The sequence below is a fragment of the Balneolales bacterium ANBcel1 genome (assembly GCA_029688905.1).
Taxonomy (GTDB): Bacteria; Bacteroidota; Rhodothermia; order Balneolales; family Natronogracilivirgulaceae; genus SLLW01.
In genome coordinates this window covers 100,573-127,531 of the sequence record JARULB010000005.1, presented here as the reverse complement: position 1 = coordinate 127,531, position 26,959 = coordinate 100,573, and the positions used below count along the sequence as shown (strand labels likewise).

General features: G+C 54.4%; 18 protein-coding genes, 3 tRNA genes, 1 other RNA gene and 1 riboswitch. Of the genes, 15 read left to right on the top strand and 7 right to left on the bottom strand.

Translation table 11 applies throughout. From position 1 onward, the window contains the following. The 4 genes from QA596_08335 (at window position 1) to QA596_08320 (ending at window position 6,200) form a co-directional block, all read left to right on the top strand. Window positions 1–759, top strand: a complete 759-nt coding sequence (locus tag QA596_08335) for a class I SAM-dependent methyltransferase (GenBank protein ID MDG5767466.1) — start codon at window positions 1–3, stop codon at window positions 757–759. Between the two features lie 414 nt (window positions 760–1,173). Continuing rightward, window positions 1,174–2,634 carry an alpha/beta fold hydrolase gene (locus QA596_08330; protein MDG5767465.1) on the top strand — a complete coding sequence of 487 codons (1,461 nt, stop codon included), beginning with the start codon at window positions 1,174–1,176 and terminating at the stop codon, window positions 2,632–2,634. A 45-nt stretch (window positions 2,635–2,679) separates the two neighbouring features. Continuing rightward, window positions 2,680–3,750, top strand: a complete 1,071-nt coding sequence (locus QA596_08325) for a serine hydrolase (GenBank protein MDG5767464.1) — start codon at window positions 2,680–2,682, stop codon at window positions 3,748–3,750. A 260-nt stretch (window positions 3,751–4,010) separates the two neighbouring features. After that, entirely contained in the window at window positions 4,011–6,200 is a 2,190-nt protein-coding gene (locus QA596_08320) for an FISUMP domain-containing protein (GenBank protein ID MDG5767463.1), read from the top strand. Between the two features lie 18 nt (window positions 6,201–6,218). Here QA596_08320 and QA596_08315 read toward each other — a convergent pair. Further along, window positions 6,219–6,291: transfer RNA gene (locus QA596_08315), tRNA-Arg, on the bottom strand. Window positions 6,292–6,669: 378 nt separating this feature from the next. Between QA596_08315 and QA596_08310 the strand changes: the two genes are divergently transcribed. After that, on the top strand, window positions 6,670–7,029 hold the full coding sequence (locus QA596_08310; GenBank protein MDG5767462.1) for a hypothetical protein: 360 nt from the start codon (window positions 6,670–6,672) through the stop codon (window positions 7,027–7,029). Window positions 7,030–7,154: 125 nt separating this feature from the next. Then, entirely contained in the window at window positions 7,155–7,529 is a 375-nt protein-coding gene (locus QA596_08305; GenBank protein ID MDG5767461.1) for a hypothetical protein, read from the top strand. Between the two features lie 121 nt (window positions 7,530–7,650). Here QA596_08305 and QA596_08300 read toward each other — a convergent pair whose 3' ends face one another. Continuing rightward, window positions 7,651–8,670 (bottom strand): alpha/beta hydrolase, encoded by a 1,020-nt coding sequence (locus QA596_08300; GenBank protein MDG5767460.1) that lies wholly within the window; start codon window positions 8,668–8,670, stop codon window positions 7,651–7,653. Between the two features lie 248 nt (window positions 8,671–8,918). On the opposite strand from QA596_08300, the gene QA596_08295 reads away from it, so the two are divergent. Next, window positions 8,919–11,294: a two-component regulator propeller domain-containing protein gene (locus QA596_08295; protein MDG5767459.1), complete on the top strand. Its 2,376-nt coding sequence runs from the start codon at window positions 8,919–8,921 to the stop codon at window positions 11,292–11,294. Between the two features lie 73 nt (window positions 11,295–11,367). On the opposite strand, the gene QA596_08290 is transcribed toward QA596_08295, so the two are convergent. Continuing rightward, entirely contained in the window at window positions 11,368–12,273 is a 906-nt protein-coding gene (locus tag QA596_08290; protein MDG5767458.1) for an OmpA family protein, read from the bottom strand. A 204-nt stretch (window positions 12,274–12,477) separates the two neighbouring features. On the opposite strand from QA596_08290, the gene QA596_08285 reads away from it, so the two are divergent. Both QA596_08285 and ffs read left to right on the top strand, forming a co-directional pair. Further along, window positions 12,478–12,551, top strand: a tRNA-Ala gene (locus QA596_08285). Between the two features lie 59 nt (window positions 12,552–12,610). Beyond that, window positions 12,611–12,709: signal recognition particle sRNA small type (gene ffs / locus QA596_08280), an RNA gene on the top strand. Window positions 12,710–12,721: 12 nt separating this feature from the next. On the opposite strand, the gene QA596_08275 is transcribed toward ffs, so the two are convergent. Both QA596_08275 and QA596_08270 read right to left on the bottom strand, forming a co-directional pair. Beyond that, window positions 12,722–13,684 (bottom strand): YpdA family putative bacillithiol disulfide reductase, encoded by a 963-nt coding sequence (locus tag QA596_08275; protein ID MDG5767457.1) that lies wholly within the window; start codon window positions 13,682–13,684, stop codon window positions 12,722–12,724. 77 nt (window positions 13,685–13,761) lie between these two features. Further along, window positions 13,762–15,366, bottom strand: coding sequence for a GNAT family N-acetyltransferase (locus QA596_08270; GenBank protein ID MDG5767456.1), 1,605 nt, complete (start codon window positions 15,364–15,366; stop codon window positions 13,762–13,764). A 354-nt stretch (window positions 15,367–15,720) separates the two neighbouring features. Between QA596_08270 and QA596_08265 the strand changes: the two genes are divergently transcribed. Next, on the top strand, window positions 15,721–16,242 hold the full coding sequence (locus QA596_08265) for an acyl-CoA thioesterase (protein MDG5767455.1): 522 nt from the start codon (window positions 15,721–15,723) through the stop codon (window positions 16,240–16,242). Between the two features lie 5 nt (window positions 16,243–16,247). Here the strand turns inward: QA596_08265 and QA596_08260 are convergent, their stop codons facing one another. Continuing rightward, window positions 16,248–19,310 carry a S8 family peptidase gene (locus QA596_08260; protein MDG5767454.1) on the bottom strand — a complete coding sequence of 1,021 codons (3,063 nt, stop codon included), beginning with the start codon at window positions 19,308–19,310 and terminating at the stop codon, window positions 16,248–16,250. Window positions 19,311–19,530: 220 nt separating this feature from the next. Here QA596_08260 and QA596_08255 point away from each other — a divergent pair, with 220 nt between their 5' ends. From QA596_08255 to QA596_08235, 5 genes are all read left to right on the top strand, one after another. Further along, a complete protein-coding gene (locus QA596_08255; protein ID MDG5767453.1) occupies window positions 19,531–21,015 on the top strand; it encodes a M14 family zinc carboxypeptidase in 1,485 nt (494 codons plus the stop codon). Window positions 21,016–21,271: 256 nt separating this feature from the next. Further along, entirely contained in the window at window positions 21,272–21,928 is a 657-nt protein-coding gene (locus tag QA596_08250) for a thioredoxin domain-containing protein (GenBank protein MDG5767452.1), read from the top strand. Between the two features lie 50 nt (window positions 21,929–21,978). Further along, a complete protein-coding gene (locus QA596_08245) occupies window positions 21,979–22,410 on the top strand; it encodes a vitamin K epoxide reductase family protein (protein MDG5767451.1) in 432 nt (143 codons plus the stop codon). A 104-nt stretch (window positions 22,411–22,514) separates the two neighbouring features. After that, window positions 22,515–22,610, top strand: a riboswitch (TPP riboswitch). Window positions 22,611–22,728: 118 nt separating this feature from the next. Beyond that, a complete protein-coding gene (locus tag QA596_08240; GenBank protein ID MDG5767450.1) occupies window positions 22,729–25,125 on the top strand; it encodes a TonB-dependent receptor in 2,397 nt (798 codons plus the stop codon). 276 nt (window positions 25,126–25,401) lie between these two features. Beyond that, on the top strand, window positions 25,402–26,649 hold the full coding sequence (locus QA596_08235) for an MgtC/SapB family protein (GenBank protein MDG5767449.1): 1,248 nt from the start codon (window positions 25,402–25,404) through the stop codon (window positions 26,647–26,649). Between the two features lie 59 nt (window positions 26,650–26,708). Here the strand turns inward: QA596_08235 and QA596_08230 are convergent. After that, window positions 26,709–26,781 (bottom strand) — tRNA-Lys (locus QA596_08230). Window positions 26,782–26,959: the final 178 nt, after the last annotated feature.

Sequence of the window (26,959 nt, the reverse complement as noted above, 5' to 3'; positions counted from 1 at the left end):
ATGAATGATCCGCAATTTGAATCATTGTTTTTCGAGCTGTATGAGAGCTTGCCAAGGCAGGGACCGGGCAATCGTGCCAGTGCCGAAAAAGCGCTTGAGATGTGTGCGGGACTTCCTGAGGCACCGAAAGTCCTGGACATGGGCTGCGGCACGGGTGCACAGACCTGTTATCTTGCCGAAATGACGGGCGGCACTATTCTGGCAATGGATAACCATACGCCTTTCATCGAGCAATTGAATGCCGTAATTGCCAAAAAAGGATTCTCCGGGAGGGTGAAGGCACAGATCGGGGATATGGCCCGGCCGGAGCTGCCACCGGAACATTTCGACCTCATCTGGTCGGAGGGGGCGTTGTACAGCGTCGGACTTGATACTTCGCTGCCGGTTTGCCACAAGCTGCTGCGTCCGGGCGGCCGGCTTGTTTTTACCGAGGCCATATGGCGAAAAGATGATCCCCCCGCGGAACTTAAAGCGGGTTTTGAAGCGGATTACCCGACTATGGGCCGGCTGGAAGAGGCCATCCGGAGAGTGACAGAATGCGGTTTCGAACTCATCGGGCACTTTATGTTGCCGGATGAAGCCTGGTGGGATGACTTCTACACACCTATGAAGGCCCGAATCCAGGAACTCAGGACGAAATATGCCGGTGAGCCCGCCATCCTGTCGATTGTGGACGAAATGGCCCGGGAGCCGGAGCTTCACAAGCGGTACTCGGATTACTACGCGTACGAGTATATCGTTGCCCGAAAACCTCAGTAGTGAACCCCACCCTGTGCGGTATGCCTCACTTTTGTGTGGCAGAAAACGAAGCGACTACGCATTACAGGTTGCAGCCTGACATCTGTTGCGGAAAGCTGCCCGGAGTCAGTTTCGCTATCCGACTCTCCGTAACCAGGTCCATTTTTGTCCGACTGCTTATAAGCCCATCCATGCGTACGGCCGCTCGGTTCTCATTTATCGGAAACTAATCCGGATCCTGCACGTATGATGTGGAATTGCATGAGCCCGAAAAGGTGCCGGAACATTCCGGAATGTGCCGGCGGTATGGCCCTGATAGCGGCGAACAAGGGTGAAGGCATCATGCTGCAATATTGAAAGTCCGTTTAAAAAGCAGAGTCGGCGATGATGCTGTCCGGCTTATTCAAGTATTTGTAACCCGAAGAGAGGTATGGCATGACATCCAACATTGTACGTTATTCTTTTCTATTACTGATGATGCTCACTTTTTGTCTGCCGGCGTGGTCTTCATCGACGGAAGCGAATCACCACCCTGCGGAGCTCCGCAACAGCATTCAAGAGCTTCCGGATGACAGTAGTGTTCAGGAGTTGCGGAAGCGAGCCTGGATGGGCACGCAGTTTGAAAGCGATCCGCCGGAACAGGACGAAGCCCCGGATGGCACCGGGGTCGCGATTACGGGACTGATGGTAGTTGAAGTCATCGGTGGCACCGGAGAGCGGATCGGCTTGAAGCCGGGCGACCGCCTGGTGTCGGTCAATGCCACACCAACAGCTGATATGTCCGCTTTGCAAGCCATTTTGTCACAAAGTCGTGAAGGAGATCCCGTTAAGGCGGTTATAGTCAGAGATGGCGAAGAGCTTGTACTCGAAGATGCGTTCGCGTCGCGCGGCTACGAGACCCACCCCGGTTCGGAAGTAATCTATACCTCGGCTCCGTTTCGGGACGGACTGCTGCGGGTGATTATCAACAAGCCCCCCGGCGAAACACCGATGCCGGCCATGCTTTTTATTCCGGGATATACCTGCACATCCATCGAGTACTGGCAGGACAATCACCCCTATAAACGCATTCTGGACGCCTATGTCGAGGCCGGTTATGTGACACTTCGCATCGAAAAGAGCGGGCTGGGCGACAGTTGGAACACTCCGGAATGCGAGTCGACCGACCTGCTGGATGAAGTTGAGAACTTTGAGCAGGGATTGAAAAAACTAAAAACCCTGCCTTATGTGGACCCGTCACGTATCATCATCTACGGACACTCAATGGGCGGTGTGATTGCCCCGGCACTGAGTGCGCGTTACGATGTGGCCGGCGTGATCGTTTACGGGACATCGGCACTGTCCTGGTTCGAATACATGACCGGCCTGGCCAGGGTCCAGAATCAGTTGGCCGGAATGGATCCCATCACGCACGAGCAGTCTGTTGTCGATCGCTATGAGCTGAACTACCGGTTCTTCATCAAGGGAGAGGCATTGGAAGAGCTGGCAGCGGATCCCCGCCTGGACAGCCTGTTGCAGTCAACCATGGGGTACGACGGCGGTGGACGCATATACGGCCGGAATGCCGAATACTGGCGCCAGATACAAGACGAGCCGCATCTGGAAAACTGGAGGAATACCACCGCGCAGGTACTGGTTCAGTTCGGAGAATCCGACTTCCAGGCCTATTCACTTTCGGCGCACGAACAGATAGTCCGAACCGTCAATTATTTTCACCCCGGCAACGCCACGCTTATGGTTTATCCGCTCACGGATCACTATTTTGCAAAATCGGGTACCATGCAGGAAGCCTATGACAAACTGGTGGGCGGCCATGTGCTGCAGCTTTTTGATGAATACAACCCGGAAGTCGGAAAATCAATCATCCGGTGGAGCAACGAAGTTATTGGGAAATAATAAACTGGAGATCCGGAGTAACAGGCACAACAGCAACGGGAGATTATGGAGACCGGGATGATACAGTCGCGGATCGAGGAGCGGTTCCGCAAACAGGTGAAAGCCGACAAAAAGGTAAAAAACGCCTATTTACTGGTGCATTCCGACAGGCACGGGATTCATATGAATCTCGCCGAGGGGCACACTGACGGGGTGGAGGCGCATCCGGATCAACCTCACTACATGGCGAGTGCCGGAAAACTGTTCACGGCTACGGTTGTGGCCATCCTTCACGAACAGGGTGTGCTCTCGTTCGACGATCCCATTGCGCGTCATTTGAATAACGAGTTGATGGACGGGTTGCACATCTATCGCGGAAAGGATTATTCTGACGCGATTACCATCCGGCACCTGCTGCAGCAATCATCCGGCCTGGCAGATGTGTTCTGGCCGCTGCTCAAGCAGATCATGCAGGAACCGCGCCGCCTGTCGCCGAGGGAAGCCATCCTCTGGGGGAAAGAGCATTTGCGCCCCAAAGCCCGGCCCGGTACCAAACATGTTTATACCGATACCAACTATTATCTGCTGGGCCTGATTGTCGAACAGGTTACCGGGAGGCCATTTCACGAGGCGCTGCACCGTTATATTTTCGATCCGCTTCAGATGAAACATGCGTACATGCAAGGGTACTCCGAACCGGCGGAACCCTCCGCTTACCCGAGGGCGCGATACTATGTAAACGGACTGGATCCATCCACCCTTGAAGGGTTTTATCAGATCGACTACGCCGGCGGTGGTGTGGTGGCCACTTCGGAAGAGTACCTGGCCTTCATCCGGGCACTTATCGGTAGCCGGCTGGTCAGGAAAGAGACCCTGGACCGTATGCGCAGCGATAATCTCCCCATGGGTTTTCCGCAGTTCAATATCCGGTACGGCTATTCGATCTGGACCTTTACGAGCATCCCCTTATTGATGCCGGAAGCCTACAGCTGCTGGGGATGTGTCGGGGTAACCGGTTCCTATCTTATGCATCATCCCGCCACCGGGGCCTTCGTCGTACTGGGATTCAACGACGTATCGTACCGGAGCAAAGCCTTCCGGTTCATGCTCTCCAATGTGATTAAACCGCTGTTATAGTATTGATTTCCTTTTTGGAGTGGAGCATTATAGGTTTCATGCCGCTTTTGCAGGATTGCCGCGCCCTTGCATATCATGCATCCAGGCTGATTAACCCGCTATTTCCGCTGTAAATCCGGGTTTACAGGTACAAAGAAGGGCTCGATGGTAACTGATTGTTATTACATACCTTACACGTCTGCCAGGTTGATTTTCAAGAAATTATTTCAGGGATTTATTATTCTGCAGCAGGTAATATTTACAAATGTGGGGGGAGAGCTATGAGATACGTATTTCCGACGGTTTCGATACAGACGGTTATTTTGATTCTTCTGGCCTTTTTGTTCCGAAGCACTTCAGAACGGTACGAGGTTACCGGTGTTTTGGCGGATCAGGATCAGGTCCCTGTTTCCGGTGTGCCGGTCATGCTGTTCAATGAAAATAATGAGCATATCGCTTCGGATGAAACCGACAGCCAGGGGCGTTTTACGCTGGTTTACCAACCGGTTTCCACTTCTTCCGGTTCCGCAGACGGTTCGGAGATGCCTTCGGAGTTTGCGCTGGGGGCATCATACCCCAATCCGTTTAATCCCCGTACTACGGTTCCATTCCATGCCCCTGAAAACACGCAGGCAGAAATTGCCCTGTATAATATCCTCGGGCAGCAGGTTTTGCGCAGCCGTGCCGATGTGAGTGCCGGCAACCACGAGATACAGATCAATCTGGGCGGTGGTCTCGCGCAGGGGCAGTATATCCTGCGGGTGCGCGGGAACGGGTATTCGGTGACACAGAAAATGACGTTTATCAGCGCAGGTGTTGGAGGCGGTACCCCCGAGATCCGCGTCCGGCAGGGTGGCCGTCTCTCATCCCGAATTTCCGGTGACATGAACCAGGTGGAAATGGATATTCAGTACCGGATTGTGGTGGAGCAGACCGACCGATTCCAGGGAATGGCGTTTGCCGTCACCGCCTTCGAGGATGTGGATTTGGGATCCGTTATTATTGTCGCCAGGGAGGATAACGGCCTCTGGCCCAGGGATGCCGTCACGAAAGTGATGCCCGTGACCAATCCCGTTACGGGTCGTGTGTGGATGGACCGCAACCTGGGTGCGAGCCGTGCGGCGACATCAAGTTCCGATGAGGAGGCGTTCGGAGATTTCTACCAGTGGGGGCGTGCGGCGGACGGACACCAGAAGCGCGATTCGTATTCTGTGGATGAGCTGAGCAGTTCCGACCAGCCCGGCCATGGCGATTTTATTGATATCATGGACAGCCCCTGGGATTGGCGGGTTCCGCAGAATGATTTTCTTTGGCAGGGCGTGAACGGAACCAACAACCCATGTCCGCCGGGATACAGGATTCCGACAGAGGAGGAGTGGGATGAAGAGCGGCAAAGCTGGAGCACTCATAATGCGGACGGTGCCTTTGAGTCTCCGCTTAAGCTGCCTCAGGCAAATGGCCGCGGTTTCATGGGTGCGTGGGGTAACTACTGGTCAAGCTCCGTAGTCGGGATCTTTTCACGCCGGCAGGAATTCAACGATGTACGCGCCTATATGAGTGATTTTAACCGGGGAGGCGGAATTTCGGTACGGTGCATCAAAGATTCCGAAGTTGTTAATCCGGATGAAAACGCGCTCTATCTCTACATTTCGCCGGACGGCGGCGGCATGGTGGTTGGTGCCGGTGATTATACCGAAGGAACGGTTGTGGATATTGACGCTATCGACAGAGATGGCTACACCTTCCTGAACTGGACGGGTGACATCGCCTATGTGGACAACCCCGGTTCGGCAAGTACCACGGTGAACATGCCCGGGTATGATATTAGTATAACCGCCAACTTTGGGGAAGATGCCTATGTTGACTGGCCGAGAGACACCGAAACCGAGGTGGTCGAAATTACCAGTCCGGCTACAGGCCAGGTGTGGATGGACCGCAACCTGGGTGCGAGCCGTGCGGCGACATCGAGCACAGATTCGCTGGCGTATGGTAACCTCTACCAGTGGGGACGTGCGGCGGACGGACACGAAAAGCGGACGTCGTCCTCGGTCAGAAGATTAAGCGATTACGACGATCCGGGTCACGACAGTTTCATTTTGAGTGATGCCGGAGCCAACTGGGACTGGCGCTCGCCCCCGAATGATAATCTCTGGCAAGGTTTGGATGGCACGGGCAACCCGTGTCCGCCCGGTTTCCGGATACCGACCAGAGAAGAGTGGGAAGCCGAACTCGAAAGCTGGAGCAGCGAAGACGATGAGGGAGCAATGAATTCGCCACTCAAGCTGCCGATGCCGGGATTTCGCGGCGGTGGACACGGCATGCTCTCCAGTGTCGGTACCTTCGCCGGTTATTGGGCTAGTACCGTATCCGGTACGAGTGCAACCCAGCTGAGGTTCAACGAACACAATGCCAGTCTTTTTGACGAGGGAAGCCGGGCAGGCGGCAATCCCGTGCGGTGTATCAAGGATTAGCCGGTTTAAAAGGCGGTGTGACCCCACCAGGACTCGAACCTGGATCTAAAGCTTAGGAGGCTATCGTTCTATCCGGTTGAACTATGGGGTCTTGCAAGTGATCCCGCCGGGAAATGCGAAAGCCCAAAATTAGCGCTTGACCGGGCAAAAAACAATTGCGGAGTGATTATAAAAGCATTTGGCAAATGAATTAACAGGATAAAACAGGTACCCCTTCAGTTCATCAAACCCGGATATTCAGAGTGTGCGGCACACGACCAAGCTTTCTTGCTCGCTCTGAGGATTCTCATCCCCAAAGGCAGGCCGGCCAACCATGACCGGGTTTCCCTCCCCATTCCCCATCGCCATGTTTATATTAAAGAGACTTAATTAGTTAACAAGATCTAATTACCCCCCTTCCGGGAAACCGGTATATTTCATTCAGGCAAAAATTATGTAACGTTACACAGCAAATGTTACCACAACCGTAATGGAAAATAATACTATTCAAAAAACAGGCATCTGGCTATTTGCGTTGCTTGTACTGTCCATCGGCATATTTCATTTTGCTGATGCAACCCGCCTGTCGGAGATGATGCCCGCGTTTATTCCGGGAAGTATTTTCTGGATGTACGGTATCGGTTTGGCCATGGTTATAGCTTCCGTTGCCATTTTGATCAACGCGAAAGCGAAACTGGCCTGTCACCTGATCGCCGTCATGCTGGTACTTCTTGTTGCTGTTGTTCATCTGCCGGATGCCATTGGCAAGATGTCCCTCGCTCCCGGCCTGCTGAAGGACACCGCTCTGGCTTCCGCCCTTCTTCTGTTTTCGACCGCGTTCAAGAATTAGGAACTGTCCCGCCGAGTCTTTGCCGAATCTGCTTGCTTCGATCTGTTTTTTTTAGTAATTCAGATAGGTGGAGCATCATAAAAGCATTATTAATCATAAACTAGTAACTCCAACAGGAGGTTGTTATGGATAAGGAAATGCTTGTTAAAGTGGGGAAGTACCTGTTTGCACTACCGTTTTTCGTTTTTGGAATCTTTCATTTCTTGCAGGGTCAGGGTATGGCGGGGATGGTTCCGGCATTCATCCCGGGAGGAATTTTCTGGGTATATCTGACGGGCCTTGCACTGCTTGCGGCATCCATTAGCGTAATCATTGACAAAAAAGTGAAGCTAGCAATGCAGCTCCTGGCATTGATGCTGATCATCTTTGTGCTCACCATCCATCTGCCGGCGACGATCAACGATATGGGCGCGGCACCCAATCTGCTTAAGGACATCGCCCTTGCAGGCGGTGCACTGATAGTGGCCTCTCTGGATGAATCGGAGGAGCCGGCATCCTGAGGTGCCTCCAAAACAGTGTTGAGTTTAAAATAGCAGAACCGGAACTTCGTGTCCTGTTTTCCAGGGCCGCTCTTTCCATGAGCGGCCTTTTTTTTGCCGCCAGAAAGCACCATTCCAATAACTACGGCATTTGGTCATCCGCCCGGTGCCCGATGTATTGTTTTAAAAAACCAACAACGGAATCGGTTACCGCGCCATAGGAATCGGTGCGGTATTTGGAGCTGAGTACATGGGAATCCGCATCCGGAAACGCGACAAAACGGCGGTGTTCAGGCGGGGTTCCAAGCTTTTCCTCGATACCCCGGATTGCGCTCACCGATACCACATCATCTTGATGGTCCTCATCCCGGTAGTAGTAGCCTGCAAATACCGGCTGAGTGATGTGCCCATAAACATCTTCCGTCAGTAGCGAATTGCGCATGGTCTTAAGTGCCATCAGGGCCTCTTTCCGATAGCGAGTGTACCAGTACATTTCATGTTCGTCACTTTCGGGAACCGACTCGATATAAGAACCGCCAAGAATCAACTTCATGATGCGCTGTCCCCAGGGTTTGTCGAAAAGGAAGGAGGACCATCCCGCGAATTCAATGAGCGGGGAGAGCAATACCAGCGCGTCTGCCGATTCGGGGTGGCGGGACGCCAGGTGCAGCGCGATCATGCCTCCCATCGAGGTGCCGATTACAGCCACTTCCTCCCCCAGCAGATTAGCGACGGCAAGCGCATGAACGGCATCTGCCAGCAGAGAGTCGGGCTGCATGTCGGCAAGGGGAGCGTCGGTATCCATTCCGTGTCCGTGCAGCCGGGCGACATAAAGGTGGCAGCCAAGCGCCTCCGCCGTTTGTTCATGGAGCGGATAGCCCTCCATATAGCTTGCGGTAAACCCATGGATGTAGAGGACTGCGCATTGCGCCGTCTGTCCCCGCAAGGGTTCGTACCATACCACCCGCGCCTCATTGCCGGGCCTCAACCGGCCGGCCCTTTCCTCCCTCCTCTGAATTTCCCGATCCACCTGATCAACCTGGAAGGTGAGCTCGGGTAGCTCTTCAGGAACCGAAACATCGGGGGGAGTGAGTCCTGGCCGAAACAGCCAGAACAGAAAAAGTAGAAAAAGGGCAAGAAGTGTATAAAGAACCCGTGCCATGATTTTCTGTAGACTCGGTAGCGATGGTTTGAATGGATGGCCGCAAATTACACTATTTCCAAGATACAGAGTAGCCTTTTGTGGTGCCGGTACGTTGCCAGTTCCGGCGACACAACAGGCTGCGGACAGCGCCTTGCCACTAAAACCGGGCTGTGGATTCCCCGGGCCGGGCACCATCCCTCCCCGCAATGATTTTTCAGATCATCCCGTTATATTAGGAATCGTTTTCTCCTCCAAAAAGCATCTCCATGAAATACTTTCGACTTGCCACTCTGCTGTTAGCCGCAATGCTGCCCGCCACTGTGATGACGCTTCTTGTACAGGTGTCAACGGCGCCCGCCCAACCCATCGGCACATGGCAGTCGTTCAGCTCCCAGTCCACGGTTCTTGATGTCAGAGTAGAGGAAGACGGCCGGTTCTGGGCGGTCAGCGAAGGGGGGATATTCTGGGTGGAAGGCGATGATATCGCGGGATCGCTGGCTCCCACCGAGGGGATGCATCGGATCAATCCCGCCACTATCCACTTCGACTCCGAAAACCGCCTTGTGTGGCTCGGGTACAACGACGGCATGTTTGAGTCATACGACAGGCAAAGCGAGCGTTTTTTTCAGTACACGGATATTTTTAGGGCTTCCCGGTTTAGTCCGCGCGGGATCAATCGAATACGAACATTCGGGGAGGAGGTGGTCATCGCAACCGATTTCGGTATTGTTGTATTCGAACCGCGGCGCGAAATTACACTGGACACCTATTCCAATTTGGGGGATTTTTCATCCGGCACCAGGGTGAATGATGTCATGGTACATCAGCAGGTGTTTTTCGCGGCTACTCCCGAAGGGGTTGCTGTAGCCAATGCCGCTTCCGGCGATCTGGTGGTACCCGACTACTGGACTTCGTACGGCACGGAGGCCGGCTTTGGTGGCAACGTTACCGCGCTGGCCCACTACAGGGGGGATGTGCTGGCTCTTATGGGGGATGTAATCATGCGGTTTGATGGAACTGACTGGTCGCCGGCACCTTTTTTTGAAGACGCACGGATTCGCCATATTTCCACCTCCACCGACGGTAACTATCTGGTTGCCTGGAACGAACAGCAGGTTATGGTCCGCTATCCGGATCAATCCGAATCGTTTTTTTCGGTGGATGAAGCAGGACAGCCTGTCAATACCGTGGCGGTGGATGACGCCCGGAGCCGACTGCTTGTCGGGACAACCAACATGGGAGTTTTGGCACTGGATCTGTACGACGGAACCCATGTCGCCGGCTTTCTTCCGGAAGGGCCTTACATGAACAGTTTTTCCGACGTTATCGTAAGCAACGGTATTTTGGCTTCTGGATCCAACAATTTGTGGGGGTCGAGGGGTGCCGGTACGACACAGACCGGGTACTATCTGTTTCGGGACGGGGAATGGTTCAGCTTTAACAACCTGACTCATCCGGTGTTGCAGCAAAGGAATTTTAACAGCGTGTACACAACAGCGGCATCCGGCGATTATTTTTTCTTCGGTTCATGGGGAAGAGGAGTCGCCCAGCATAACAGAGAGACGGATGAAATCACGATCTGGGACAGCTGGAATTCCCCTCTTGAAGGTATTAGCCCCGGCTCCGCGTTTATAGTCGCCAGCGGCCTGGACACCGATCGCAACGGTCATCTATGGATGGCAAACTGGGAGAATACGGTTACCTCGCTGTTCCGCTTTAAGCCGGAAAACGAAGAGTGGACGGCTTTTCCCAGATTTCAGTCTTTGTCAGGAACAGAATTTTACGACAGGGTGACGGCGGACTCCTACGGCCAGCTTTGGTTGACGGTTAAAAATGACCGCCGTGCCGGCCGTGGCCTGGTGGTCAAGCGGGTGGAGGATAACAGGATCAGCGACGGCGTACTTCTTACCGACAATCCCGGCAGCGGCAACCTGCCTCACATGGAGGTGAATACGGTGGTGCAGGACCGGCGCGGGGAGATTTGGGTCGGTACCCAGCGCGGACTCGCCCGCTTTCCTTTTCCTCAGCGTATTATCGACGGAAGTGCCAATGACCGGCAGGCCACCCTGATTCTGAATGCCGACGAAACGGCAGATTCACCGTTTTTACTGCGTACAACCCCGGTTACCAGTATCGTAGTAAATTCTGCCAACCAGAAATGGATCGGCACGGACGGCGAGGGCCTCTGGCTCATTGAAGAAGACGGCGGCCGGCACCGACCGGTAAGAAACTTCACGACCGAGAACAGTCCGCTGATCTCCAATACGATCCAGTCGCTAGCCTACGACTCGGAAACGGGCAGGATCTTTATTGCCACGGATCTGGGACTGGTCAGCTATGTGGATGTGGTCCGGGGCAGTGTTGCGGAAATGAAAGACCTGTTCGTCTATCCGAATCCGTTCTCTTATGAGCGTGAAGATATGGAACGAGTGGTGATCGACCGCCTTTCGGAACGTACCACTATTCGGATACTGACCGTAGACGGCCGCCTGGTTCGACGTATGGAGTCGCAAGGCGGCCGTGTGGAGTGGGATGTCCGCGATTATAACGGCGACCGTGTGGCCACCGGAGTCTACATCATCGTTTCGGTCGATGATCAAAACGATCAGCGTGGCGTTGGCAAGCTGGTGGTCATTCGCTGACAATCAGGTGTCAACTGATGTCAGCGCCAATGAGCCTTGCCTGTGCTTTCAAGCCGGAGCACAAAGTTCCGGCTTATCTGCGAGCTTCCGGGCGTTGCGGAAACGGATGCAGCGGTATGGTCTCGGCGCGACGGTCTTCCCGGCAACCCGGCCCGTCAAGCCCCTGTTCCAGACATGCAGAAACCGAAACCTTGCCAAGTCCGCGCGAATCGATACGATCTTCGGAGATGCCGTTTTCCGTGTAGAACGTAACCACGGCATTGGCTCTCCTCTGGCTCAGGCGCAGGTTGTACTGATCCCCGCCCACCTGATCGGTATACGCGTCCACTCTGACCCGGTAATTCGGATTATCCTGCAGGAGTGTGACATTTTCACTAAGCCTGCGTGCAGCCCGATCGTCGATATTCGAACGATCAAAGGCGAAATGGATGGCATGAAGCTCTTCGATGTAGGGCGGATCGGTGGGATCGAGCGGATCGGTGCCCATGGCAATCTCCTGCCCGTCGGTAAAGCCGTCACCATCGGTGTCCGGATTGTTGGGATCGGTACCGTAGACATAAATTTCATCGTAGTCGCTCAGGCCGTCACCATCGCTGTCGGGATTCAGGGGATCGGTGCGGTAGCGCAGCACTTCATCTCCGTCGGAAAGGCCGTCGCCGTCGGTATCCGGGTTCAGCGGATCGGTTCCGTAAACCAGCACCTCGTCTCCATCGGACAAACCGTCGCCATCAGTATCGGCAACCAGAGGGTCGGTGTTGTATTCGTACAGCTCCTGACCGTCAGTCAGGCCGTCGCCATCGGTGTCCGGGTTTTGAGGGTCCGTGCCAATAGCCCGCTCCACATGATCGGGCACACCATCGCCGTCGGTATCGACGACTTCGGTATCCGTAATCTCCTCGGTCGACCGGCAGCCGGTTTGTGTCAATGCCAGGGCAAAGAAAAGCAGCAAAATAGTTGTGGTATGGATTGAAAGTCTCACAGGAGTTCTCCGTTCTGAGGTTGATATAAATCCGTTGATGTGCCCCAAGCCGGGGTTCGTAAAATATACAACGAAACAAGGCGAATTAATACATGACCGAAGAGTCCGGCAATAATAATTTCCTTCAGCAGCTTTATTTTTGATTATTGAAAGAGCCGGATAGTTTTGTTATATTAAACTTCTGTATTCAAGCCGTTTTGTATCGGGGCTATAGCTCAGCTGGCTAGAGCGCTTGCATGGCATGCAAGAGGTCCGGGGTTCGAATCCCCGTAGCTCCACTCAGAAAAAATGAAGGGTTCATACGAAGTTATGACCCTTTTTTCGTTTTCAGAGTATGGGGTAAGTCCTGCACGACCAGCTCCCTCTCAACTCCGTCAGGACCGGAAGGTAGCAGCGGCCGGAGGTTGTAGCGGTGCGATGCAGATCGCTTACCCCTTTTTTTTTGCCTTCAGTTGCCTTCAGCCAGTGATGTCACGATATCATCAGAGATGGCGTCGGCATGCGCCCGGGCGTTCTCAATAAACCATTTGCTGGTATTGAGTCCGCCGCAAACCACCCCTGCCAGGTAGACGCCCGGCACATTGCTCTCCTGAGTTTTTTCGTCATATCGGGGAATGTGGTCGGCACCGTCAAAAGTTATTCCGATTCGTTTCAGCAGGCCGAAATCGGGCTCGTAGCCGGTCATGGCCAGTACAAAATCGTTTTCAAGGCTGCGGATCCCCTCAGGGGTACGGATAACCACCTCCTTCGGCCCGATCTCCAGAACCTCGGAGTTGAACCATGCCCGGATCGCCCCCTCCCGGATCCGGTTCTCAATATCCGGTTTCACCCAGTATTTGACGGTTTCCTTTATGTGCGGTTCGCGAATCACCATGTTCACCTCCGATCCGCATCGATAGGTTTCGAGAGCCACATCCACCGCCGAATTCCCGGCACCAACAACAAGAACCTTCTTCATGGCGTAGGGGTGGGGCTCATCGTAATAATGCTTTACTTTCGGGAGGTCTTCGCCGGGCACATTCATGCGGTGCGGTCGTCCGTAGAAACCGCTGGCGACGATGACTTTATCACTTGTGTACTCCCCCTTGTCGGTGGACACGATAAAATCCCCGTCCCTGCCGCGTACCTCTTTTACCTCTTCGTACAGGTGAAGCGGTAACTTGTAACTCTCCGCGACTCTTCGGTAGTATTCGAGGGCTTCCCGGCGGGTCGGCTTCATCCCGTGTGATATGAAGGGAACGCCGCCAATCTCGAGCCGGTCGGAAGTCGAGAAAAACGTCATGTTGGTCGGATAGTGAAAGATGGAATCGACCAGACATCCTTTATCGATAATCCGGAAGGGGATACCCCGGTTTTTAAGTGCGATGCCACAAGCCAGGCCTATGGGGCCGGCGCCTATGATGCTGACCATAAGTACATTTGGTTAAACGGGTTGCGATAACAAATTCGTCGGACGTTTTTTCCTGGAGATTGCCTTCTGCCCGGGATCTACTCAAAATCCTCATCGATGTCGTTGTCGTCGGGTTCAAATGCGGGATCGTCGGGTGAAAGCCGGCTGTACTCGGGAAGGTCCCTGAACTGTACACTGTAAAGGTCACCGCGACGGTCTTTCAACGGCATAACGGTACCCGAGTGCCGGGATCGGCGCAGCACTTCGGTATCCACATCGGCCAGCACCACCATTTCGGTGTTTTCGTCGGATAGCGCGGCGATACCGTCTCTGCTGAACGGAAAATCGGAAGGGGTGAAGATGGCGGATTGGGCATACTGGATCGCCATGTTTTCCACCGAGGGGATGTTGCCGGTTGTGCCCGCCATGGCGACATAGATCTGGTTTTCTATGGCACGGGCCTGGGCGCAAGTGCGAACCCTCGTGAACCCGTGGCGCTCATCGGTGCAGAACGGAACAAAGAGGATGTTGGCACCGTTATCCACCGCGTAGCGCGCCATCTCGGGGAACTCGACATCATAACAGACGTTGATGGCGATTTTGCCGCGATCGGTGTCGAATACCTTGGGGATGGAACCGGCCTGCACTCCCCACCAGAGGCTTTCATCCGGGGTGATGTGGATTTTATACTGTTTTTCGTAGGTGCCGTCGCGCCGGAACAGATAGGAGACGTTGAACACGTTGTCCTGTTCCAGCGTAAAATGTGACCCGCCAATGATATTGACGTTGTAGCTCAGTGCCATGTCGCGGAAGAACTCCACATACTGGTCGGTGTAGTTAGCCAGTTTGCGAGAAGCCAGACCGGGCCGTTTCTCTTCTTCGAAGCTGAGCAGCTGTGTGGTGAGCAGCTCCGGAAACAGCACAAAATCGGATTTGTAGTCGGAGGCCACATCCACAAAGTATTCCACCTGCGTGGCAAAATCTTCGAAAGACTGGATTTTCCGCATCTGATATTGCACACAGCAGATACGCACCGGCATGGAGGTGATGCGCTGTTTGGGCACCTCCGACTGATACTCGAAGTTGGTCCACTCCAGCAATGCCGCATATCCGGAAGAATCGATATCCTCCTTGAGGTACCCTTTGATGATACGCTTCACCACAAAGTCGTTTTGAAGCTGGAAGGTAAGGACCGGGTCATAGATCTTTTTGCTCATGACCGAACGGACGTACGAGTAGATATCCATCTTCTCCTGGTGCTTGTGATAGTTGGGCAGCCGTCCGCCGACCAGAATCCGGCGCAGGTTCAACCTGCGGCACAATTCCATCCGTTCTTCATAAATCCGGCGGCCGATCTTCATATCGCGATAGTTGGGATCGACCATCACCTCGATGCCGTACAGGGTGTCCCCTTCGGGATCGTGGTTGCGGATGTAGCCATCGTCGGCGATCTCCTCCCAGGTGTGATCGGCAGAATATTCATCCAGATCAAGAATCAAACTGTTGCTGGAACCGATCAGTTCCCCTTCAAAAAACACACCGACCTGGCCTTCCTGGAAGTGTTTGAGCTGGGAACGGAAATGGTTGTAGCCATAGGGCTCCATTTCCGGAAAGCATTTGAGCTGCAGGGCTTTCACGGCCTTGAAGTCGCTGATCTTGAGGGGCCTGATTTCCAGGCTGGGATTGTTCTGGTCTGCGGTCATTGTGCAAAAAAAAATTAAAAAGGCGTTTGGATTTTCTGAAAACATCAAAGTTATGAAACCGCTCTGTTTGATACAAAGAGAGCCTCTATGTGACATATTGCGCCGGGGCTTTTAAACGCATTGAGTTATCGTATTGGTGTTCATCAGCAGTGCCTGTTGCCGTTAGGCAAAGCGGACTTGAAACCACGCGCTACGATGAAAAAAATGCCGCCGGTTCGGTAACTTAAACGGTGCACGAGGGTTCAGCTTTTGGTATTATGTGAGCGGAAATGATTTCGGACGGCCCGGCACTGAGTACCTGCTGAAAAACCGATTCGAATGGAATTTATTGTCAATGGAAAGTGAAACGGAAACATGAGTAATTCAAAAAGGAAAACAGTGGCCGGCTCCCGTGTGAGGATGAACGAGCTGGTGATGCCAAACGACACGAATCCGCTTGGCAAGCTGATGGGCGGCAAGCTTATGCAGTGGATGGATATCTGCGCGGCCATATCCGCCCAGAGGCATTGCAACCGGAACGTGGTGACGGTGGCGGTTGACAGTGTCGAGTTTGTGAGCGCGGTGGAGCTGGGAGAAGTTGTGGTTATTGAAGGGGAGGTTACCAGGGCGTTCCGAACGTCCATGGAGCTGGCCATGCGCGTTTGGGCGGAGAATCTGAGAACCGGCAGCAAGCGTCTTTGCACCACCTCGTTTTATTCGTTTGTGGCAGTGGACGCCGACGGGAAGACCGTTCTGGTACCCGAAATTGTTCCGGAGAGCGCATTTGAGAAAAAACGCTATCAGAAAGCCGAAGAGCGCCGAAACTTGCGTCTGGAGCATTCCCGCGAAGTCCGGGAAATGGCACGGATTTTCCAGATTGACCAGGACCTGGGGTGACCCTCCTATTTGATAAGGGTCATTTTGATGGTCCGGGTCTGTCCGTTTACGCGCAATGCCGCGATGTAGATGCCGCTTGCCAGTCGATCTCCGCTGAAAGGCACCAGATTGGTTGGCTGCTCCACGCGCCTGTCTACGAGAGTCCTTACCCGTTGCCCCATAAGATTGTACACAGCCAGTTCCACATGAGCCGGTTCCGGCAGTTCGTACCGGATTAACGTTGTATGGTTGAACGGATTGGGGTAGTTCTGGGAGAGCGCAAGCTGTTCCGGCCGTTCCGGTTCCTGGAACAGCTCCTCCATGTAGTAGGTGCGCGCACGACCGACCTCCTGGCGCAACTCGTCTACACTTTCTCCCCAGGCGTAGACAAAGCCCACTTCTATGGTTCCGAACGGAGGAAGGTAATAGGGTCCGCTGGCATTCACCACCGAAATATCGGCGTTTTGTATGTTGGTACGTTCGGCTCCTGCGGCCAGCGCCAGTCGTTTCTCCGCATCGGTAAACCCGTCAAAAGCCTGCTGTCTTTCGTTGTAATTGATGCCGAATCGAAGGCTGTCCTGCCGTGTTCTGGCTTCCCGCAACGTCATGGTGGAGTTGTTGTCGATGGCAAACGCGCTGGAGACCGGTCCGAGGTTGGCGGCGGTGACATAAGGCGGCCCCGAAGAATCGTACGCGTAGATCAGACTGTCTTCCGCGATATATGCGGTATTGTCGTTGTCAAATGTCCGGATGTCCCAATCGTTGAACAGGCCGGCATACACATTTTCGATGGTAGCGTTTCCGGAGTTGGTGATTTCGTAAATCACAAACATGGAGCGATCCAAGCCGGCTCCATCTAAAGCGTATGCGCGTTTTTCAACCGATACGGCATCGGCCAGCGGATGGTCGCTGGAGATGAAAGAGGCGCGGCCTTCCAGCCGGGTCTCGTTTACACCGATTTCCTGTCGGGTGTAGCGGAAATTGTCGACCGGACGAAAATGCCGGGTGATTTCCGTTGTACTGCGCACCTGGTTGATGATGATCGGCTCTGTGGAATCCGACAGCAACAGCTCGCCCGAAATCATCAGGCCGCCCTCATATAGCACATTATCATAGCCGCCGGGGATAAAGCCGATGCCACCGCTGGAGGTCAACGCATCAATGAAGCCGATGGTGCCGTCGGATGAGAGGGAAGCCCGAATGGTATTGACATCGAAAACATCGAAAAACAGCCGCTCGTACTCGAACATGAAAAAGTCGCTGTAACCAAAAGACGCATCCTGCATGTCGAGGCGAAAAAGGGGCAACTCATCGGGGGTTCGAAGTTGAAAGCCGGTCTCGATTTCGATATCGAACCGTATTTCGAACGTTTCTCCGGTACCGGCCGGATCGCCGCCGAGGGAAGACTGTTCCACCGTGATTCCCTGTTCAAGCGCCTCGAGCCTCAGGTCGATGCCGGAAGTGGGGGCTCCATGGTTAATGGCGCTCAGCCGCACAACCCCGCTTTCGCCGATGTTGATCTTCTCGCCCTCTTCATTCTCGAAGACCAGGTCCAGGATTTGGATTCCCGGGTTGATGTTGGTGAGGGCGGCATAGGCGTCGATGAGCCCCTTCCCAAGGCGGTGCTCGAAACGTGGTTCGGTATTGGCGCCGGCAATAGAGCGAGCGTTGCTGCGGATTTGCCGGGCGATTCGCTGGGGCGACCAGTCCGGGTATTCCGCCTTGATCAAGGCGGCCAGACCGCTGACAACCGGTGCGGCCATGGAGGTGCCGGTGCTGCGCACATACGCGGGATCCCATTCCACCGTGTTTTCGTTGTACTCAAAATAGGTGCTGAGCATCTGCTGACCCGGTGCAAAGACATCCACATACAACCCGTAGTTGGAAAAGTTGGAGATGTCGTCATTGTAACTGTTGGTGACCGACCCTACGGACAGGGCGTTTTCGTAGGCTGCGGGATAGAAGGGAAGGTCACTGCCGTTGTTGCCGGATGCGGCCACCACCAGCGAGCCGCTTGCCGTGGCGAAATCAACGGCATCTCTGCCGAACTGGGAAAACTGCGTGCCGCCGAAACTGCAGTTGATAATATCGGCATCGTTCAGAGCGGCATAGATAATACCGTGCAAGCCGTATCCGATGCTGTTGGGATACAGGCGGGTGCCGCCTGCCTTGATCGGCATGAACTGCGTATGGAATCCGGTTCCGGCAATACCTCTGCCGTTATCGGTGTCGGCGGCTGCAATTCCGGCAACGTGTGTGCCGTGGGTGGAGTAGTTGCCGATTGGGTTCGCGTTCTGCACGGGGTCCTCGCCTTCAAACACGTCGCCGGCCTCCCAGAAATTCCAGCCGATGGTGTCGTTTTCGATTTCCCAGTCAAGCTGCGAGAAGAATTCGGCGGCCCGGCCGGGTTCGGGGTTTCGCCAGAGTTTGCCGATCAGGTCGGGGTGTTCATAGTATACCCCGCTGTCGATGATGGCGATGACAACATCCGGTGAGCCTTGTGTGACTTCCCAGGCACGGAAAAAGTTCAGATAGGCGAAGTAGTCATGTCCTTGTGTGCCGATGAAGGTATCGTTGGGCACATAGCCCTGCTGCTGCACGGTGTAGACAAAATGCGGTTCGGCGTACTCCACGCCCGGCAGTCGGCTCAGCTCTTGCGACAGTTCCAGGGGGTCTTTTCCGGAAGCGTATGTGATGGTGAAAGTACGTTCAAAACCCTCGGCAAGCTCCGCCAGCCTTGCGGCGTCGGTAACGGAGTTCGATACGCTCTTGGCGCGGGCCGAAGCGCCATCCCGGAAGACCGGGTTCATCCGAACGACGCCCTGCTCGCGCATGTACCGGTCAAGGATGGAGGCGGGATCGTCCCCCGGACGAAGATCCCATGTAGCGGCACCGGTGCTCTTCCCGGTTTTTTTCGCTGATTCGGATTCCAAAAAATGTTTCTGAAAGGAGCGGGCGTCCTCCAGCTTGACGATAATGCGCCCAGGGAAGTATTCGCCCTTGGATGCACCGGCGACGGACTCATCAAGGAAACCGCCGAGAGTGATCAGAACAGTGAAAGAAGCAATCAGCAGTAAACGGGGTTTCATAATATCCAGTCGGTTTCTTGTTAAACAGCTTGTCGGGGCATGTGGCGGATACGCGATCGGCAGCTAAAGGGGGATTCGGTTTCCTCCGTGTGAATCAGTTTTCATCCGGGCCAGAACCGGCATCATCATAATAAAATAATGCATTTCTCCCGAAAATGTTGAGAAAGGCGGTAAATCTGCCAATATTCCGTTCAATTTGCACGTAATCCTCTCTGCGCCCATGCCGGAAAGTACCCATAACGCGTTTGTCGTCCGCCTGTTGAACCGGTATGAACATTATCGTGAGCCGGCTCTGGTGCACCGCCGCTTCAGGCACCGCGATATTCTGCCCCTGCTGGAAAAACTGCGCGCACTGCCGGGAGTTGCCGTTCATGGCGAGGGGCGGTCCACCGAAGGGCGCGACATCTTCCGTATTGAGGCCGGTCACGGCGCGACCCCCGTTCTGATGTGGTCGCAAATGCACGGCGATGAGCCCACCGCCACCATGGCCCTGTTCGATCTGCTGAACTTCCTGACGGCCGATGATGAGTGGAATGGCCTTCGGATGTTGATTCTGGATGCCGTCACTCTGCATGTTATTCCGATGCTGAACCCGGATGCGGCCGAGCGTTTTCAGCGCCATACTCCCTGGGGCGTGGACCTAAACCGCGATGCACTGCGCCTGCAGGCGCCGGAGTCGCGGCTGCTGAAACGGGTCCGTGACGAGCTGGGAGCCGAATTCGGATTCAATCTGCATGACCAAAGCACGCGTTATTCCGCAGGTACTTCCCCGGAAAGCACCATAATCGCCTTTCTGGCCCCGCCCGTGGATGCGGAGAGCTCCGTCACTGCCGTTCGCCGTCGCAGCATGCAGCTCATCGCCGCGCTGAACCAGGTGCTGCAAACCATGATTCCGGACCGCGTTGCCGCCTATTCAGACGAGTTTGAGCCCCGCGCCTTCGGCGACAATATCCAGAAATGGGGTACCAGTACCATTCTGGTGGAAAGCGGTGGACTGGCGGGCGACCCCGAAAAACAGCATATTCGCAAGATCAACTTTCTGATACTGCTGGAATCCCTGCGACAGATTGCCACAAAGGCGTACGAGACCGTCGACATTGCCGGTTACTATGACATCCCCCCGAACCTCTTCCGGATGTACGACACGATTTTTCGCGGCGCCGGATACCACTACCGGGAGCAGCGTTTTGAGCTTGATATTGCAATCAACCGTGATGAAATCGAAACCGGCGGGGCAGGCGGTAAAGGGTTTTATCTCCACGGCACAGTGGCCGATACCGGCGATCTCTCCACATTCTGCGGTTATCAGGAGCTGGATGCCTCCGAACTGACCGTCGTGCCCGGAAAAATTTGTCCGGATAGTTTTTCCGACCTGAGTGATCTCGGGAATACAGACCCGCTTGCGCTCATCCGGCGGGGATATACGGCGGTGTCGCTGGACCGGATTCCCGATAAACTCCATACGGATTATCCTCTGAATATCGTTAAAACCGGTAGTGTGCAACCGACGGGAACCATGCCCGGTACCGACGCCAACCTCCTCTTCTACCGGGGGGATGATGTCGTCTATTCGGTGATTAATGGTACTGTAACAGATGTCGCCGCCGGACAGTGTCCCGATGGCAACGCTCTTGTGTACCCTCAGAGTAGCGATGACCGGCAGCGTTACCTGGCCGAACCGGAAGAGGATCCGCGCATGCCGTAACCGGCGGAGTACCCTACCGGTGTTGTGCACCTTGCCGCTTCCGGAAAAACGGGCCGGAAGTCCGATAGCAGGGTGCCGGTCTAAAAATATGCGGCACCTCAAAAAGTACGAGGAGTTGCGAAAGAAATACGGTTGGGCGAAAGCCCGAACCTGTTACAAAAAGATGCCGCGCCTGAAAAAGTACGAGGCGAAGTGGAATCTATTACCGGATTTTGTAGTTTGATATCCATACCCATCATACCATACAAGAATAATTATGAATAAGCGATATGTACTTTGGGGCGGACTGGTCGGCGTCATGCTGGTGGTCGCTCTGGTGATGGTTCGCCTGGCAGATCAGGAAACCGAAAATGCCGTAACTGCCGGCAACGCAACAAGCGAGCATGCGGATCTTCTGGAACCCAGGGAGGATGACTGGATTAAAGGTAACCCCGATGCCGATGTGGTGGTTGTCAAGTACAGTGACTTCCAGTGTCCGGCCTGCCGATTTTACGCTTCGATGGATGACCGCCTGAGCCGGGATCTCGAAGAAGATGTCCTTTTTGTGTATCGCCATTTCCCTCTGCAGAATTTCCGTTACTCCATGCTTGCCTCCCGGTTTGCCGAAGCAGCCGGAAAACAGGGCGAATTCTGGAGGATGCATGACCTGATCTACATCAACCAGCAGCGCTGGGCGAGAAGCGATGATGGCGCGGATATGTTCATGCAGTTTGCAGAGTCCCTCGAACTGGATATGGATCAGTTTCGCGATGACCTGGACGATCCCGAAATCAGAGAACGGATTGAGGCGCAATATGAAAGCGGACAGCGCCTGGGGGTCCGTTCCGTGCCGTCGCTCTTCATCAACGGAGAACCCATCGAAAATCCCAGATCCATGGAAGATTACCGCAGTCTGATTGAATCATACCTGTAGATCCCTGAATTCACAGGACGTCCTTTACCTTCTACAGTTATTGAACCATTATGCGCCGAACTGCAACTTCCAAAACGGTTTGGGTTGTCGCTTTCCTGATTATCGCCTTTATCGGCTTCGCCGACTCCGTCTACCTCACCGCCTCACATTATATTGGAGAGCTGCCAACGTGCACCATCATTGAAGGATGTGATGAAGTGGCACTGAGTGAGTACTCCACAATCGGACCGGTTCCGGTATCACTGCTGGGCGTTCTTTTTTACGCGCTGATGCTTGTCTGGAGTGTTGTTTGGCTGGATCTTCGAAGAAAGGGCCTGTTTCGACTGATGCCGCTGGTGACCGTCCCGGCATTTCTGTTTTCCATGTGGCTGGTATACCTGATGTTTTTTGTGATAGATGCCATCTGCATCTACTGCCTGGTTTCGTCCGGAACAACAACCCTTCTGATGCTGCTTTCCCTCTATTTCAGAAAACGGTTTTAGTGGATGGCTCTCCGTTTATGGCCTGTGCCCTGCCAGAAGAGAGAAGGTTTACAGAGGCATTGGCAAGTCAGGGCAGCCTTCCTTATCTTCCACAGTGACACAACCAGAAAGGTTGGGGGTGCTTGTACGCACGGGCTGAGATCATACCCCGATCACCTGAACCGGTTAATGCCGGCGTAGGGAAACCTTACCGACTTCGCAGTCGAAAGCCGTACGGCTTTGAGCGAGTCCGGGAAAACAGCTCTTCTTGTACATTGCGCCTTCAAATTAATGAATCTCACCTGATTTGGAGGAGCCATGAATCGAATCATATCAATAATGTTACTGCTGCTGACTGCCGGTGTTTCCAATCTGGCGGCACAGACCATCAGCGGCACGGTCAGAGACGCCCAGACCCGCGAACCGCTGCAGGGCGCGACCATCTATCAACTGGAAACCGGGCAGGGAACCACAACCGACGCACAGGGGAACTTTGCGCTGACACTGCTGGAAGGGGGCCGAAATATCGTGGAAGTCCGCTTTTTGGGTTATGAAACCCGGCGAATCACCGTGGATTGGTCCGGTGAGCGTAATGAGGTGATCTCGCTCATCCCGGAAGCCATCATGAGGGAAGAACTGCTGGTGGAGGCTTTCCGTGTGGACGAGCGGAGCCCGGTCACATACACCAATGTCAATCGGGAAGAGATCGAGGAGCGGAATCTGGGCAAGGATATTCCGGTACTTCTGGAAATGAGTCCGTCGGTGATCAGTACTTCGGATGCCGGAGCCGGAATCGGGTACACCGGACTCCGGATTCGGGGCGTGGACCCGCAGCGGATCAATGTCACCGTCAATGGCATACCGCTTAACGACTCTGAATCGCACGGCGTGTTTTGGGTGAATATGCCGGACTTCGCCTCATCCGTGGAAAATATCCAGATTCAACGGGGGGTGGGTACCTCGTCGCACGGGCCCGCGGCGTTCGGCGCTACCGTCAACCTGCAAACCACCACCCTCCGGCCCGACGCATACGGCGAGATCAACAGCAGCGCGGGGGCGTTCAATACGTTCAAGAACAACATCCGGGTCGGGACCGGGCTCATGAGCAACGGCTGGGCATTTGACGGAAGGCTCTCGCGCATCACCTCCGATGGATACATCGACCGGGCATCGTCCGACCTGCGCTCGTTTTTCGTATCGGGAACCCGGCATTCCGAAAGCGGAGTATTGAAACTGAATGTGTTTTCAGGCCAGGAGGAGACCTACCAGGCCTGGTATGGCGTTGACCGCGCGCAACTGGAAGAAAACCGCCGGTTCAATCCCGCAGGTATGTACACGGGTCCCGACGGGGAAACACGTTTCTACGACAATCAAACCGATAATTACACGCAGACCCACTACCAGCTGCACTACTCGCGCCGGCTCTCCGAACAGTTGAACGGGAATATCTCGCTGCACTATACTCGCGGGGCGGGTTATTATGAAGAATTCCGGTCGAACAACGCGCTGTCGGCATACGGGTTTTCACCGGTGATGGTGGGATCGGAGACCGTCACCCATACCGACCTGGTGCGGCAGCGGTGGCTGGACAACCACTTCGGCGGACTCACATTCTCTTTTGATTATGATGCCAGCGATCGCCTCAGCGTGATTATGGGTGGCGGAATCAACCACTACGACGGCGATCATTTCGGAGAGATTATCTGGGCACGGGTGGCAACGCCGTCAGAGCTCGGAGAGCGCTACTACGACAACACCGGCGTAAAAACCGACCGTAACGCCTACGTGAAGGTGTTTTACGATGTCTCGGATCGACTGAGCATTCTTGGCGATCTGCAGCTGCGCAATATCTACTACACCCTGGACGGCATCAACAACGACCAGCGGGTACTGGACGACTCCCACTCCTATACGTTTTTCAATCCCAAAACGGGGCTTAGCTACGATCTGGGTGAAATCGGCCGGCTTTACGGCTATTTCGGAATTTCGAGCAAGGAACCGGTTCGCCGTGACTTCACCGACGCCACCGAAAACTATCAGCCAAAGCATGAAACACTCTATAATGTGGAGGCCGGTTACCGGGGCGGCACAGGCGTGTTTCAGTTCGGGGTGAATGCCTTCTACATGTGGTACGACAACCAGCTGATCAACACCGGCGAAATCAACGACGTGGGCGACCCGGTTCGAACCAATGTACCGGAGAGCTATCGCATGGGTCTCGAACTGGAGGCGGCAGCGCAGCTGATGCCGGGGCTGCGGTGGAACGGGAATGTAACCCTGAGCCGGAACCGAATCCCTGAATTTGTCGAGCTCATCGACCGGTATGATGAGAACTGGGCCTTCGACGGGCAGCAGGAACGTATCCATACCGATACCGATATCGCCTTCTCTCCGGCCGTGGTCTCCGCGTCGCAGCTTTCCTGGCGGTACGGCAATGCCCGCGTTGACTGGTACGCCCGCTATGTCGGCCGTCAGTACCTGGATAATACATCCAATCGCGACCGGGCGCTGGATCCCTGGTGGATCAACGACCTGCGTTTTGAATGGGCCATCGGAGGACTCCAGTTTGTTCGCAATGTGCGGCTCCAGGTGATGTTCAACAACATCCTTGACCATAAATACGAATCCAACGGCTATACTTTCGGCTATTTTGCCGGAGATCAAGAGATCCGCGAAACCTACTATTTCCCCCAGGCGGGGCGCCATGTGATGGGCGGAATCACCGTTGCATTCTGATTTCCCGCGAGACGGGACGACGGATGCCGCTGCACGCTGCAGACATGTGTCCGGACCGGATTGAAGGCGGAACGTTTCCGTCGCAGAACAGAAGGCCGTCACCTTAAAGGTGGCGGCCTTTTTTGTTGTGTGATGTGCCGCTCAGGATCCTGAAATCCAGCTACAAGTTTGTTATATTGCCGGATAGCGAAGTACCGGGGATTGCTGTGTTGGCCGGGCTGTGGATTGTTTTTTTCGCTTGTGTGTGATGTGCTTTTGCTGACATTCTGAGAAGATATGCCGGATACGGAACTCTATACCATCTTTCAAACACTGGGAATCTCCCTGCTGCTGGGACTTCTTGTGGGTATGCAGCGGGAGCTTCACGATACCCGGATCGCCGGATTCCGGACCTTCGCGATTGTCACCTTGTTCGGTACCATCTGTGCCTATCTGGCGGAGTTTTACACGCCACTGCTGCTTGGCTTTGGCTTCCTGGGGGTGATCTCAATCATCGTGGTCGGCAATATGATGAAGATGAGGAGCGGGGCTACCGAGTTCGGGATGACAACCGAAATCTCCCTGTTGCTTATGTACGGCGTAGGGGCCTATCTGACCATGGGACCGTGGATTATCGGCGCGGCAATTGCGGGAAGCATCGCCATATTGCTGCAGATCAAGCCGCAGCTCAAAGGAGCCCTGGCCAAGATGAACGAAAAGGACATCAAGGCAATCATGCAGTTCGTGCTGATCACCTTCATTATCCTTCCGATACTGCCGAACCAGACATTCGGACCCTTTGATGTATTCAATCCGCAACGAACCTGGCTTCTGGTGGTGCTGATCACCGGCATTAGTTTAGGCGGCTACCTCATCTACAAATTTATGGGCGACCGCGCGGGTACCGCGCTGGGTGGGATGCTTGGGGGAATCATCTCCAGCACGGCGACCACCGTCAGCTACTCCCGCATTGCGGCAGGAACGCCGACCGCCGCTTTTCACGCCGCCGTAGTGGTTATCATCGCGTCGGTGATGACCTACTTTCGTATCGCCATCGAGATTATGGTGATGGCCCCCGACTACTTCTTCCACCTTATCTGGCCCATTGCGATCATGTTTGTCGTGACCGTCGCGGTTTCACTATACGCCTACCGGCAGGTCAAAAAGCATCCGCACTCCATGCCCGAACAGCGCAACCCAAGTGAGCTGAGCACCGCGCTTACCTTTGGGGCCGTGTATGTTACCATACTGTTTGTGATATCCGCTACCACCGAATATCTTGGGTCGGAAGTGCTCTATGTGGTTGCCGCTATCTCGGGCCTGGCCGATATGGATGCGATCACTCTGTCGGTGTCACAAAAAGTGCAGAGAGGTACGGTTGATGCGACTCTGGGATGGAAACTGATACTGACTGCGCTGATCGCCAACACGCTGTTCAAGTATGCGATCGTCCGCTTTATTGGTGGAAAAGTGATTGCGACCAATGTGCGATGGGCGTTCGGCATTATTGTTCTTGCCGCTTTGACACTGATTATCGCAGGCTGAGGATAAAAAAAAGCCCCGCAAGTCTGTACTGTATTGACCTGCAAGGGCTTGTGTGGATGTGAATCGGGTGGGGCTCGAACCCACGACCCACGGCTTAAAAGGCCGTTGCTCTACCGACTGAGCTACCGATTCAGTCCCTTTTTTCAAAGATTTTAAATATAAGGACGATGGGAGTCGGTTTCAAGAAAAAAAATCGGCTCCTGCAAGTTGGTCTGCAAGTATCCTTGTCAGTGATTACCTTCTCTTTTTTGGTTTCATGCCATAATGAGAGATATTGTACCGGCAGCGGTTCGATTCCAGTTCGGATGGC

Coding starts and splice junctions, on each gene's coding strand:
- QA596_08255 (MDG5767453.1), top strand. CDS start 19,531: ATGCCGGAAAGTACCCATAACGCGTTTGTCGTCCGCCTGTTGAACCGG.
- QA596_08235 (MDG5767449.1), top strand. CDS start 25,402: ATGCCGGATACGGAACTCTATACCATCTTTCAAACACTGGGAATCTCC.
- QA596_08240 (MDG5767450.1), top strand. CDS start 22,729: ATGTTACTGCTGCTGACTGCCGGTGTTTCCAATCTGGCGGCACAGACC.
- QA596_08295 (MDG5767459.1), top strand. CDS start 8,919: ATGAAATACTTTCGACTTGCCACTCTGCTGTTAGCCGCAATGCTGCCC.
- QA596_08270 (MDG5767456.1), bottom strand. CDS start 15,366: ATGACCGCAGACCAGAACAATCCCAGCCTGGAAATCAGGCCCCTCAAG.
- QA596_08320 (MDG5767463.1), top strand. CDS start 4,011: ATGAGATACGTATTTCCGACGGTTTCGATACAGACGGTTATTTTGATT.
- QA596_08335 (MDG5767466.1), top strand. CDS start 1: ATGAATGATCCGCAATTTGAATCATTGTTTTTCGAGCTGTATGAGAGC.
- QA596_08260 (MDG5767454.1), bottom strand. CDS start 19,310: ATGAAACCCCGTTTACTGCTGATTGCTTCTTTCACTGTTCTGATCACT.
- QA596_08325 (MDG5767464.1), top strand. CDS start 2,680: ATGGAGACCGGGATGATACAGTCGCGGATCGAGGAGCGGTTCCGCAAA.
- QA596_08310 (MDG5767462.1), top strand. CDS start 6,670: ATGGAAAATAATACTATTCAAAAAACAGGCATCTGGCTATTTGCGTTG.
- QA596_08250 (MDG5767452.1), top strand. CDS start 21,272: ATGAATAAGCGATATGTACTTTGGGGCGGACTGGTCGGCGTCATGCTG.
- QA596_08245 (MDG5767451.1), top strand. CDS start 21,979: ATGCGCCGAACTGCAACTTCCAAAACGGTTTGGGTTGTCGCTTTCCTG.
- QA596_08305 (MDG5767461.1), top strand. CDS start 7,155: ATGGATAAGGAAATGCTTGTTAAAGTGGGGAAGTACCTGTTTGCACTA.
- QA596_08330 (MDG5767465.1), top strand. CDS start 1,174: ATGACATCCAACATTGTACGTTATTCTTTTCTATTACTGATGATGCTC.
- QA596_08275 (MDG5767457.1), bottom strand. CDS start 13,684: ATGGTCAGCATCATAGGCGCCGGCCCCATAGGCCTGGCTTGTGGCATC.
- QA596_08300 (MDG5767460.1), bottom strand. CDS start 8,670: ATGGCACGGGTTCTTTATACACTTCTTGCCCTTTTTCTACTTTTTCTG.
- QA596_08265 (MDG5767455.1), top strand. CDS start 15,721: ATGAGTAATTCAAAAAGGAAAACAGTGGCCGGCTCCCGTGTGAGGATG.